Raw genomic sequence first — 12089 nt, 5'->3', positions numbered from 1 at the left:
GACGCAAAGGATTGTTGACGGATGAATGCATCAACCAAAGAAACCCCATCCCGCCCGACTCATGATTTCACGCTTGATAATGGCTTGAGGGTTATCGTGCGCGAAGATCATCGCAAAGCCGAATTCTACTCGACGCTACTCTACAAAGTCGGGTCCAGCTATGAGCATCCTGATGAGCAAGATCTTAGCTCTATCGTTATGAATGCACTCGTCGATGACTATGACCATAGCCTTGTGGAGGAAGTGGGCGGCGACTACTTTAACTACGCTGCACAAGACAGCACTTGCATTGAGCTACAGATGCCGCGTGGACAACTTGAAACGGCTTTTGTACTCCAGTCCACGGTGATGAAAAAAGAGCCATCAGACGAAGTATTCCGTCGTCACTGGGATGACAGTATTCTCAAAAGCAAAGAAAAGTCTTCGTTCATTTCAGCCACTTTATTCAGCCCGGAACTGGAAGCATTAATAGAAACAGGGTCGAGCTACTACCAGTCACCCGAGGGTATGACCGCAAGCCTTGAACGTTTAAACCTGGAAAAAATCCGGCATTGGCAAAAAACCTGGTATGGGCCAAACAATGCAGTTCTGGTTGTGGCGGGAGACGTCGAACCAGACGAGGTCAAACGCCTTGCCGAGCACTATTTCGGGGACATTGCCCAAAGCGATGTACCAGACCGTCCCTTTATCCTTGGGCCGTCAGAACCCGGATATCGCCAAATAACACAGCACCTGGATACTAAACGCCCCCTGATGTTGATCATCTTCAACGTACCGAGTTTAGTGACCACAACCGAACCGCATTCCCTCAGGGCGTTGCAAGTACTGAGTTCCGCTCACCTCGACCCGGCGTTCACGGGGGCACATCTTTCTCCACCCGCCTCTAACATGCCTCGATTCAATCGGGGTGATACCCGCCTAAGCCTTGCTTTTCATTTCGAGGGAGATCCAGGCGAAGCGGAAGCTCATTTCTGGGCGTTGTTGGAGGACGTTAAGCGCACGCCGTTCTCCCAGGCCGAACTTGTGGCAGCAATCGAAAACGCCAGCAATGAACAAAAAAACATCAACGACACACTCTCTGGACAGTCGGAAATTATTGGACTTTTAGTTGCAAACGGATTGCCGTGGGAATTGATAGATCTTGAGATCGCGCAACTGGAGAGTGTCACCCCGGATGATATCCAGAAAGCCGCCCAGACCTACCTGATCCGTGAGCGTGCCACAGTTGGTTATATTTTCCCCATGGAACAGTAAAAAGCTCCGGATCGGTTGGCGACATCATCGGATAGATTAGCCATTGCCTGCTTGAGATGAGGCAGCACCGATAGAAATTCGGGCAGATGCACTACTCGTTGTGGCAACGTATGGCAGAGATCGCCGGTTAACCGACCGGCCTGAAAAGGTGCGCACAGGTTGCGCACCGCTGCATCGAGAGCAATCGTGTCTTTTCCGTCAGAACGCTTCACCCCTGCCTTTGGCCTCGGCAACCCGCACTTGCAGACCTTGTGGGGACCGCTTTGGCGCAAAACCACGCACATCGAGCGCGAACGCGAACGCTTGTGGCTCGAAGATGGCGACTTTCTTGACCTGGACTGGCACGGCCCGCACAGCGCCGATGCACCGCTGGTGCTGGTGTTGCATGGCCTGACCGGGTCTTCCAATTCGCCTTACGTGGCCGGCGTGCAAAAAGCCTTGGGCGACCAAGGCTGGGCCAGCGTCGCGCTGAACTGGCGCGGCTGCTCGGGTGAACCGAATCTGTTGCCGCGCAGCTACCATTCCGGCGCCAGTGAAGATTTGGCCGAAACCATCAAGCACCTGCGGGCCAAACGGCCGCTCGCGCCGCTGTATGCGGTCGGTTATTCCCTCGGCGGCAATGTTTTGCTCAAACACTTGGGCGAGACCGGCAGCGACAGTGGCGTGCTCGGTGCCGTGGCGGTGTCGGTGCCGTTTCGGCTCGATCAGTGCGCAGATCGTATCGGCCAGGGTTTTTCGAAGGTGTACCAGGCGCACTTCATGCGCGAGATGGTCGCCTACATCAAGAACAAGCAGCGGCAGTTCCAGCATGACGGGCGCGAGGATGGTCTGGCGGAATTGGCCGCGCTGGGTTCGCTGGAAAACATGCGCACGTTCTGGGATTTCGATGGCCGGGTGACCGCGCCACTACACGGTTTCACCGATGCGCAGGATTACTATCGCCGCGCCTCAAGCCGCTACTTTCTGGGCGAAATCCGCACGCCGACGCTGATCATTCAGGCCGCCGACGACCCGTTTGTATTTCCGCACAGCCTGCCGCAGGCCGAGGAACTGTCCGCCAGCACTCAATTCGAACTGCAAGCCAAGGGTGGGCATGTCGGCTTCGTCGATGGCTCGTTCCGGCAGCCGGGTTACTACCTGGAACGGCGCATCCCGCAGTGGCTGGCCGCTGCAGGTCGCGGGTAAACCGATGGACATCGATCAGGGCGAGTCGATCCGTTTCTGGCAAACGGCGCCTTTGGCCGGGGTCGAGTTGTTGTCCGCACGCTACATCGAACACCGTTTCGCCCCGCACGTGCATGACGGTTACGTGATCGGCATGATCATGGCCGGCGCCCAGCGTTACCGCTATCGCGGCGCCGAACACCTGGCGGGCAGCGGCACGCTTGTTTTGATCAACCCCGACGAGTTGCACACCGGCCACAAAGGCACGGAAGACGGTTGGTTGTACCGGGCGTTTTATCCCGACAGCGGGCAGATTCTGTCACTGCTCGATGAGCTGGAACTGCCGACCCATAACCTGCCGGCATTTGGCGCCACGCTGTATCGCGATCCGGATCTGGTGAAGGGCTTCTGCCAACTGCATCGTTTACTTGAAACGCCCTCCACCGCCCTGCAACAGCAGACAGCCTGGAGAGAGATGATGTTGTCGCTGCTGCAACGTCACGCCGCCGTTCCGGATGCCGGCAAACCCGGCAAGGAACACCGGGCAGTGACGCAGGCCAAGGAACTGCTGCAAGCGCAATTAGCGGCGCCGCCGTCGCTGGAAGAGCTCGCGGCAGCGGTCAATCTGTCGCCCTTTCATTTCGCCCGGGTGTTCCGCAGCGCCACCGGCATGCCACCGCACACCTGGTTGATGCAGCAACGCATCGCTCGGGCGCGGGCGTTGTTGCAGGGCGGCTGTTTGCCGTTGGAAGTGGCGACACAATTGGGGTTTGCCGACCAGAGCCATCTGAGCCGACAGTTCAAGCAGGTTTACGGGGTGGGGCCGGGGGCGTATCGCAGAGCACTCCTGTAGGAGCCAGCTTGCTGGCGATAGAAGCGCCGCGGTATTTCAGGCAGACCGCGTCATCGTTCATCGCCGGCAAGCCGGCTCCTACAGGGGATTTGTGTTTATTCGCCGGTGGCGATTCCACGCGCGGGGTCGTTGATCCATTCGCTCCACGAGCCGGCATACAACGAACCCAAGGGATATCCCGCGAGGCACAAGGCGAACAGGTTATGGCACGCCGTCACGCCGGAACCGCAATACGCCACCAGATCGGTCGGCGAACGTTGACCGAGTTTCGCGGCAAAGCGCTGCTTGAGCTGATCGGACGGCAGAAAACGCCCGTCGCTGCCCAGGTTGTCGGTGAATGCCGCACATTGCGCGCCGGGAATGTGCCCGGCAATCGGGTCGATCGGCTCCACTTCACCCTTGAAGCGCGGCAAGGCGCGGGCATCGAGCAAGGTCAAATCGGGCTGGCCGAGACGGTGCTGAAGCTGTTCGGCGTTCAACAGCAGCGTATTGTCCGGCGTTCCCGCGAAGGTGCCACGTTCAATACCGGGCGCATCAAGGCTCAAGGGCAAACCCGCCGCGTGCCAGGCCTTGAGCCCGCCATCGAGGATAAACACGCCGTCACGCTTGCCCAGCCAGGCCAGCAACCACCACGCCCGCGCCGCGTAGGCACCGGGGCCGTCGTCGTACAAAACCACATCGCTGTCGGCATTGATGCCCCAGGCTTGCAGGCGTTCGATCAAGTCCGCAGGTTGCGGCAACGGATGACGCCCGGTCACGCCCTTGACCACCGCCCCGCTCAAATCACGCTCAAGATCGGCGAAGCTCGACCCGGCGATATGCCCTTCGGCATAGCTGCGCTGGCCGTAGTCCGGGTCTTCGAGGGCAAAACGACAATCAAGAATCACCAACCCCGGCGGGTCCTTTTTCAGGTCCAGTGCTTGCGGGCTGATCAGTTGCGCAATGGGCATAACGGGCTCCTGTGAGATGGTCGATTTTGAATCCTACTGCACTTCTTCCAGCGCCTGGGCCAGCGGCACGTAAAACTCCTCGTACAGCGCGTTCACCGCATCGCGAGACTGATCGGTGACAAAACCGGCCTCCAGCACCAGCACCTGATACACGCCGCGTTTGATCGCCTGTTCGCTCAGGTGGTTGGAATTTTCCCGCGTGGTGCACAGGAAACGCACCCAGGACGTGAGGATGATCCACGCATTGAGCGTCAGGGATTCAATCTGCACCTTATCCATGGACAGGATGCCGGCCTCGACGAATCCCGCGTAGATGTGCGTGCCATAGATCAGGCAACGCTGGGAAAAGCGCCGATAACGGGCAGCCAGTTCCGGATCGCTGTCGAGCAAGTGCTCGAGATCACGATGTAAAAACCGGTAGCGCCACATCGCCGCCAGCAACTCCTGAAGGTAGAAGCGCTTGTCTTCAACCGTCGCGGCGCGCCCTTGGGGCGGGCGCAGGAAGCTGTCCACCAGGCTTTCGTACTCACTGAACAGCACGGCGATGATCGCCTGCTTGTTGGGGAAGTGGTAGTAGAGGTTGCCCGGAGAAATGTCCATGTGGGCAGCAATGTGGTTGGTGCTGATGCTGCGCTCACCCTGCTGGTTGAACAGCTCCAGGCTGTTCTGCACGATGCGCTCGCTGGTTTTGATCCGAGGGGCCATGGCTTGAGCTTTAATTCAGAGTGCGTTGAGGGGCATCTTACGACCTAACCGCGAGCGGATAAAACAACGCGATGTCAGGATCTCATTTGACTTTATAGAGTATAGACTCTAAAAAGTTCTTAACTACAATAAATCCGGAGCCGACCATGACTGCTGACATCGCCTACCTGCAGAAGCTGCAGCAGCCCCTGGAGGAACTTCAAAACCGCTTCGACGACCAGCGCGCAGCCTATGCTGCCAACCCGATGCCGCCCGCTGCCCAACGACTTCAATGGCTCAAAGCCCTGCGCGATTTGTTGAGCAATGAACGTCAGGCCCTGATCGATGCGATCAGCCAGGACTTCAGCCACCGCAGCGCCGATGAAACCCTGCTCGCCGAACTGATGCCCAGCCTGCACGGCATTCACTATGCCAGCCAGCACCTCAAAGGCTGGATGAAACCTTCGCGGCGCAAGGTCGGCGTGGCCTTCCAGCCGGCCTCGGCGAAAGTCGTTTACCAGCCGCTGGGCGTGGTCGGGGTGATCGTGCCGTGGAATTACCCGCTGTTTCTGGCCATCGGCCCTTTGGTTGGCGCGTTGTCGGCGGGCAATCGGGTGATGCTCAAACTCAGCGAATCGACCCCCGCCACCGGTCTGTTGCTCAAGGAATTGCTGGGCCGGATCTTCCCCGAAGACCTGGTTTGCGTGGTGCTCGGCGAGGCCGATATCGGCGTGGCGTTCTCCCGCCTGCGTTTCGATCACCTGCTGTTCACCGGCGCCACCAGTATCGGCAAACACGTGATGCGCGCGGCGGCCGAGAACCTGACGCCGGTAACGCTGGAACTGGGCGGCAAGTCCCCGGCCATTGTCTCTCGTGATGTGCCGTTGAAGGACGCCGCTGAACGCATTGCGTTCGGCAAGACGCTCAACGCCGGGCAAACCTGCGTCGCCCCGGACTACGTAATGGTGCCGGAAGACCGCGTGGGTTCTTTCGTCGAAGCCTACCGTCAGGCGGTTCGCGGGTTTTATCCGACACTGGCTGACAACCCGGACTACACCGCGATCATCAATGACCGACAACTGGCCCGGCTCAACGGCTACATCAGCGACGCCACCAGCAAGGGCGCGCTGCTGATTCCGCTGTTCGACCAGGGCCAGGGCCGGCGCATGAGCCATAGCCTGCTGCTGAACGTCACCGACGAGATGATGGTGATGCAGGACGAAATCTTCGGTCCGCTGCTGCCGATCGTTCCGTACAAGGATCTGGATGAAGCGTTTGCCTACATCAACCAGCGACCTCGTCCGCTGGCGCTGTATTACTTCGGCTACGACAAGCGCGAACAAAACCGCGTCCTGCACGAGACCCATTCCGGAGGCGTGTGCCTGAACGACACGTTGCTGCACGTCGCGCAGGACGACATGCCCTTCGGTGGCATCGGCCCCTCGGGCATGGGCCATTACCACGGCCACGAAGGTTTCCTGACCTTCAGCAAGGCCAAAGGTGTGCTGATCAAACAGCGTTTCAACGCGGCGAAACTGATCTACCCGCCGTACGGAAAAACCATTCAGAAACTGATCCAGAAGCTGTTTATCCGCTAACGACCTTCACCGCCGGGTAATAACAATAATGAGCCCTAGCCTGTCCGATACACCCGCGCTGTCACGGCGCGGCCTGCTTAAATTCAGCCTTGGCGCGAGCGCGTTTCTTGCCACCGCCGGACTCGGCGCGAGCCTCAGCGGGTGTTCGTCGAGCATCCCGGCCAGCGGTTTCGCGATCCTGCGCAGCGGCGATCTGTTGTTTTTGCGGGCACTGATTCCGGTGATGCTCGATGGCGCCGTGGTCGCCGGGAAAATGCCGATGGCACTCGACCAGACCCTGCACTGCCTGGATAACGGCCTGAATCACCTGTCGCCGGAAATGCTCAAGCTCACTCAGCAGTTGTTCGATGTGCTGGGGATGGCCGTGACTCGTGGGCCGCTGACCGGGATCTGGGGCAGTTGGGAAAACGCCAGTGCCGATGAGATCCGGCACTTTCTTGATCGCTGGGAAAACAGCTCGTTGAGTCTGTTGCGCATGGGGCATAGCTCGTTGCTGCAACTGGTGATGATGGCGTGGTACAGCCGGGCTGAGTCGTGGGCGCATTGTGGGTATCCCGGGCCGCCTACGGTTTGAGACCGAGTTGGCCCCTTCGCGGGCAAGCCTCGCTCCTACAGGGATCGCGCGCCCCCTGTAGGAGCGAGGCTTGCCCACGAAGGCGGCCTGATGAACGACACATTTCACAATATAAAAACAAGAGAACCCGAATATGCCCGTACCCGATCCGTTCCGCGAAGGCATGGCCCGTGGCTGGAAAACCCACAACGGCTCGCAACTGACCCAGGACCTGACCCTCGAAGCGGACGTGGCGATCATCGGCAGCGGCGCGGGCGGCGGCACCACTGCTGAAATCCTCAGCGACGCCGGCTACAAGGTGCTGTTGATCGAAGAAGGTCCGCTCAAGACCAGCAGCGACTTCAAGATGCTTGAAGACCAGGCCTACACCAGCCTCTATCAGGAAGGCATCGGCCGCATGAGCAAGGACGGAGCGATCACCATCCTTCAGGGCCGCGCAGTGGGCGGCACCACGCTGATCAACTGGACCTCGAGTTTCCGCACGCCGGAGCCGACGCTCGAACACTGGGCCCGGGAGCATAACGTCAAAGGCCACAGCCCGGCCGAGATGGCGCCTTGGTTCGAGAAAATGGAGCAACGTCTGGGCGTCGCACCCTGGATGGTCCCGCCGAACGCCAACAACGATGTGATTCGCAAAGGCTGCGAGCAGCTCGGCTACAGTTGGCACGTGATCCCGCGCAACGTGCGCGGCTGCTGGAACCTTGGCTACTGCGGCATGGGCTGCCCGACCAACGCCAAGCAATCGATGATGGTCACGACGATCCCGGCAAGCCTGGAAAAGGGTGGCGAGCTGCTTTACCTGGCCCGCGCCGAGAAACTGATGATCAAGGACGGCAAGATCACCGGCCTGCAATGCATGGCGATGGATGATCGCTGCGTCGCGCCCACGGGCAAGACGATCACGGTCAAGGCGCTGCATTACGTGCTGGCCGGTGGCGGCATCAACAGCCCCGCGTTGCTGTTGCGTTCCGACGCGCCCGATCCGCACAAACGTCTGGGCAAGCGCACCTTCTTGCATTTAGTGAACATGTCCGCCGGGCTGTTCGACGAGGTGATCAACCCATTCTACGGGGCGCCGCAGTCGATCTATTCCGACCATTTCCAATGGAAGGACGGCACCACCGGCCCGATGGCCTACAAACTCGAAGTGCCCCCCCTGCACCCGGCGCTGGCGGCAACATTGCTCGGCGGTTTTGGCCAGGAAAGCGCCCGACACATGGAAAACCTGCCGCATACCCACGCCATGCTGGCGTTGCTGCGCGATGGCTTTCACCCGGACAGTCCCGGTGGCAGCGTCGAATTGCGCGGCGACAACACGCCCGTGCTCGATTATCAGGTTTCACCCTACGCCTGGGACGGTTTGCGCCGCGCCTTCCACAGCATGGCCGAGATCCAGTTCGCCGGCGGCGCCAACGCCGTGATGCCGATGCACGCCGATGCGCGCTATGTGAAAACCCTGGCCGAGGCGCGCACGCTGATCGACGGCCTGAGCCTTGAGTTGTATCGCACACGCTTGGGCAGTGCCCATGTGATGGGCGGTTGCGCCATGGGCGAAGACCCGAAAAACGCCGTGACCGACAGCCTCGGTCGGCACCATCAGCTCAGCAACCTGTCGATCCATGACGGCTCGCTGTTCCCCACCAGCATTGGCGCAAACCCGCAATTGTCGGTCTACGGGCTGACGGCGCAACTGGCGACTTCGTTGGCCGAACGTTTGAAAAACCCATGAAAAGAGCGAATATTCCTATCGTCTATAGTGCTTTCTTACCCAACAGGCGACTTGGCCGACCGGGAAGGCTGCGATACCATCCGACTCCCCAACGGACTCCCGCCAGGACGACGCGATGAACCGAGTGTTGTACCCAGGTACCTTCGACCCTATTACCAAGGGCCATGGCGATCTGGTCGAACGCGCCGCGCGCCTGTTCGATCATGTGATCATCGCCGTCGCCGCCAGCCCGAAGAAAAACCCGTTGTTTCCCCTGGAACAGCGTGTGGAGCTGGCCCGCGAGGTCACTAAACATCTGCCGAACGTAGAAGTCGTCGGCTTTTCGACGCTGTTGGCGCATTTCGCCAAAGAGAAGAATGCCAACGTGTTCCTGCGTGGTTTGCGCGCGGTCTCGGACTTCGAATACGAATTTCAGCTGGCCAACATGAACCGTCAGTTGGCGCCGGATGTGGAAAGTCTGTTTCTTACACCGTCCGAGCGCTATTCGTTCATTTCCTCGACGCTGGTCCGTGAAATCGCGGCGTTGGGCGGCGATATCACCAAGTTCGTCCACCCTGCGGTGGCGGATGCCCTGACACTTCGATTTAAAAAATAACACCGACTGTAGGAGCCGGCTTGCTGGCGATAGGACCGCTGCGATGTCTCAGACTGACCGCGGTGTTGCTATCGCCAGCAAGCCGGCTCCTACAGAACGTCGCGCCCGCGTGCACTGCGCTCTCCAATGCGGCACAATTGCGCATTGGTTTTTAGCGCCCGGGCCTGCCGCCCCGGCTGGAGTTAGCATGTCCCTGATCATCACCGACGATTGCATCAACTGCGACGTCTGCGAACCCGAGTGCCCGAACGCCGCCATTTCCCAAGGCGAAGAGATCTACGTGATCGACCCGAACCTGTGCACCCAGTGTGTCGGCCACTACGACGAACCTCAGTGCCAGCAGGTGTGCCCGGTGGATTGCATTCCACTGGACGAAGCGCATCCAGAGACTGAAGAGCAGTTGATGGAGAAGTACCGGAAGATTACCGGTAAGGCGTGAGCCATGAGGCGTCTGTGAGGACGCCTTCGCGGGCAAGCCTCGCTCCTACAGGTTCGCGGTATTTTCGTAAACCTGTAGGAGCGAGGCTTGCCCGCGAAGCTTTTAGGCTTCACTCCCGCTGCTCAAACCCTTCCCCGATACACCCCAGACACCTCACGAACGCCGCTTTCGCCGGGTCGACCACCAACGCCTGTCCCGCGTCGCCGACATTGCCGCCCAGCGCGGTAAACGGCAACGACACCACAAACGCCCCCGCGCCAATCACCGTTGCCACGACCAGCAAGGGTCGGGCAATCAGCAAGTCGCCGAGCATGGCGTACGCCGGGGGATTCTGGATGGTGTAGCGCGGGTCGCCGCTGCCGGTATTGGCTGCCAGCGCTGGCGCACCGGCACTCAGCAGCAAAACCACGGCAAGGGTTCGGAACAGGTTCATGGCACAGTCCTTCGACTAGGCAGTGAGAACACTGACTATAGACCGCAGGAATATCAGCTCTGGCAGCGCGGGCAAAAGACGCTGGCGCGCTGCCCGAGTTTGACTTCCCGCAGCTCTGTTCCGCAGACCTTGCACGGCTGACTGCCACGGCCGTACACGAACAATTCCTGCTGGAAATAACCTGGCTGACCGTCGCCGCCGATAAAGTCGCGCAACGTCGTACCGCCGCGCTCGATGGCGGCGGCCAAGATGCGTTTGATCTCGATCGCCAATTTCAAATAGCGCGCCCGGGAAATGCTCTTGGCCTCGCGACGCGGGTCGATACCGGCCGCAAACAGCGCTTCGGTCGCATAGATATTGCCCACGCCGACCACCACTGCGTTGTCCATGATGAACGGTTTGACCGCCATCGAACGCCCGCGAGACTGCTGGAACAAGCGCTCGCCGTCGAACAGGTCGGTCAACGGTTCCGGCCCCAGGCGAATCAGCAATTCATGGTTGAGCGGATCGAGGCTCCAGAGCATCGCGCCGAACCGTCGCGGGTCCGTGTAACGCAGGGCCAGGCCCGATTCCAGCTCGATATCCACATGCTCATGCTTGGCGGCCGGCAGGCCGACTTCCACCAGGCGCAGATTGCCCGACATGCCCAAGTGGCTGATCAGCGTGCCGACTTCGGCGTTGATCAGCAGGTACTTGGCGCGCCGCTCAACCAGCACGATACGCTGGCCGGAGAGCCGCACATCCAGGTCTTCAGGGATCGGCCAGCGCAGGCGACGGTCACGCACGATCACCCGGCTGACGCGCTGGCCTTCCAGGTACGGCGCAATACCGCGGCGGGTGGTTTCGACTTCCGGCAGTTCAGGCATGGTGCTCTCGAATCAGGCGCTGACGGCACTCAGCGGTGAGTGCCGAGGTCGCGAATCGTTTGTTTGAGGGTTTCGAAGTCGTAGTCCGAGAGGCCCACGTAATCGAGTACCAGCGGCGCGATGGTGTTCCATTCATGGTCCTCGTTCTGGTTGCCCAGTACCCGGTAAGACGCACAAATGTGCTCGGCCATTTTCAGGATCGCCAACAGGTTTTTCAGCTGGCTGTTGCGCGAAGACTCATCGCTGAAAATCGCCAGCGCATTGTGGTGATTGGCGATCGCCGTGCTCACATGCTCCGGCAGGCGCCAGGATTTGGCCGTGTAATAACCCACCACCGCATGGTTGGTATTGAACACCCGATTTTCCGTGTCCACCACGCGGCATTCGGCACTGGCGCTGGCGTAGGCTTCTTCCAGCGTGGTCATGTAGTCGGGGAAGCGCTGCAGCATCAGCGGCACGCCGCAGTCGTGGAACAGGCCCAGGGCGTACGCTTCATCGCCGGCCTGGACGCCGATGCGCTTGGCCAGGGTCAGGCAGGTCATCGCCACGTCTTGAGCGGTGTCCCAGAAACGATTCAGGGTAACGATGGTGTCATCGTTCATTTCACCCTTGATCGACTGCGCGTTGATCAGGTTGATGATCGAACGGCTGCCCAGCAGGTTTACTGCACGCTGGATCGAGGCGATCTTGTTGCTCAAGCCGTAATACGGCGAGTTGACGATTTTCAGGAGGGCACCAGAGAGGCCCGGGTCCTGGGAGATCAGCTTGGCGATCACTTCCAGATCCGGGTCGGGCATGTACTGCTCCATCTGCAGATCCACCATGATCTGCGGCTGGGCCGGCACGCTGATGCCTTGCAGGGACTGTTGGATCTGTTCGGTGGTCAGCTCTTGGGACATAAGTACACACTCTGGGACAGGCGCCGATTCTAACCTTTATAAAGTTGGATC

13 protein-coding genes are annotated in these 12089 nt (G+C 59.9%); 8 read left to right on the top strand and 5 right to left on the bottom strand.

Translation table 11 applies throughout. From position 1 onward, the window contains the following. Window positions 1-21 precede the first annotated feature (21 nt). The 3 genes from KGB25_RS00870 (at window position 22) to KGB25_RS00860 (ending at window position 3271) form a co-directional block, all read left to right on the top strand. Complete coding sequence (locus tag KGB25_RS00870) at window positions 22-1254, top strand: M16 family metallopeptidase (RefSeq protein WP_223434045.1); 1233 nt, start codon at window positions 22-24, stop codon at window positions 1252-1254. A 186-nt stretch (window positions 1255-1440) separates the two neighbouring features. Next, window positions 1441-2439: a hydrolase gene (locus KGB25_RS00865; RefSeq protein WP_008026140.1), complete on the top strand. Its 999-nt coding sequence runs from the start codon at window positions 1441-1443 to the stop codon at window positions 2437-2439. Window positions 2440-2443: 4 nt separating this feature from the next. After that, complete coding sequence (locus KGB25_RS00860) at window positions 2444-3271, top strand: AraC family transcriptional regulator (protein ID WP_192416707.1); 828 nt, start codon at window positions 2444-2446, stop codon at window positions 3269-3271. A 95-nt stretch (window positions 3272-3366) separates the two neighbouring features. Here KGB25_RS00860 and KGB25_RS00855 read toward each other — a convergent pair whose 3' ends face one another. Both KGB25_RS00855 and KGB25_RS00850 read right to left on the bottom strand, forming a co-directional pair. Further along, entirely contained in the window at window positions 3367-4221 is an 855-nt protein-coding gene (locus KGB25_RS00855) for a sulfurtransferase (RefSeq protein WP_223434044.1), read from the bottom strand. Between the two features lie 33 nt (window positions 4222-4254). Next, complete coding sequence (locus KGB25_RS00850) at window positions 4255-4926, bottom strand: TetR/AcrR family transcriptional regulator (RefSeq protein WP_008026133.1); 672 nt, start codon at window positions 4924-4926, stop codon at window positions 4255-4257. A 146-nt stretch (window positions 4927-5072) separates the two neighbouring features. Here KGB25_RS00850 and KGB25_RS00845 point away from each other — a divergent pair, with 146 nt between their 5' ends. The 5 genes from KGB25_RS00845 to KGB25_RS00825 all read left to right on the top strand — a co-directional run bounded on the left by KGB25_RS00845 (window position 5073) and on the right by KGB25_RS00825 (window position 9840). Next, window positions 5073-6503 (top strand): coniferyl aldehyde dehydrogenase, encoded by a 1431-nt coding sequence (locus tag KGB25_RS00845; protein WP_008040788.1) that lies wholly within the window; start codon window positions 5073-5075, stop codon window positions 6501-6503. Window positions 6504-6531: 28 nt separating this feature from the next. Further along, window positions 6532-7077, top strand: a complete 546-nt coding sequence (locus KGB25_RS00840; RefSeq protein ID WP_192227538.1) for a twin-arginine translocation pathway signal protein — start codon at window positions 6532-6534, stop codon at window positions 7075-7077. A gap of 133 nt (window positions 7078-7210) precedes the next feature. Beyond that, window positions 7211-8806 (top strand): GMC family oxidoreductase, encoded by a 1596-nt coding sequence (locus tag KGB25_RS00835; RefSeq protein ID WP_223434043.1) that lies wholly within the window; start codon window positions 7211-7213, stop codon window positions 8804-8806. Between the two features lie 115 nt (window positions 8807-8921). Next, on the top strand, window positions 8922-9401 hold the full coding sequence (gene coaD / locus KGB25_RS00830) for a pantetheine-phosphate adenylyltransferase (RefSeq protein ID WP_003177462.1): 480 nt from the start codon (window positions 8922-8924) through the stop codon (window positions 9399-9401). 187 nt (window positions 9402-9588) lie between these two features. Next, window positions 9589-9840 (top strand): YfhL family 4Fe-4S dicluster ferredoxin, encoded by a 252-nt coding sequence (locus KGB25_RS00825; protein ID WP_003195146.1) that lies wholly within the window; start codon window positions 9589-9591, stop codon window positions 9838-9840. A 109-nt stretch (window positions 9841-9949) separates the two neighbouring features. Here KGB25_RS00825 and KGB25_RS00820 read toward each other — a convergent pair whose 3' ends face one another. Genes KGB25_RS00820 through KGB25_RS00810 form a run of 3 tightly spaced genes read right to left on the bottom strand, consistent with a single transcriptional unit; the run spans window position 9950 to window position 11984 of the window. Then, window positions 9950-10273 (bottom strand): multidrug transporter, encoded by a 324-nt coding sequence (locus KGB25_RS00820; protein ID WP_223434042.1) that lies wholly within the window; start codon window positions 10271-10273, stop codon window positions 9950-9952. A gap of 53 nt (window positions 10274-10326) precedes the next feature. Next, window positions 10327-11139, bottom strand: coding sequence for a bifunctional DNA-formamidopyrimidine glycosylase/DNA-(apurinic or apyrimidinic site) lyase (gene mutM, locus KGB25_RS00815; protein ID WP_008026119.1), 813 nt, complete (start codon window positions 11137-11139; stop codon window positions 10327-10329). Window positions 11140-11168: 29 nt separating this feature from the next. Further along, window positions 11169-11984 (bottom strand): HDOD domain-containing protein, encoded by an 816-nt coding sequence (locus KGB25_RS00810; RefSeq protein ID WP_192227639.1) that lies wholly within the window; start codon window positions 11982-11984, stop codon window positions 11169-11171. Between the last annotated feature and the right edge of the window lie 105 nt (window positions 11985-12089).

It is taken from the genome of Pseudomonas sp. BF-RE-21, from assembly GCF_019947305.1.
GTDB lineage: Bacteria > Pseudomonadota > Gammaproteobacteria > Pseudomonadales > Pseudomonadaceae > Aquipseudomonas > Aquipseudomonas migulae.
The sequence above is the reverse complement of the archived record's forward strand: the minus strand, read 5'-3'. Positions and strand labels throughout refer to the sequence as shown.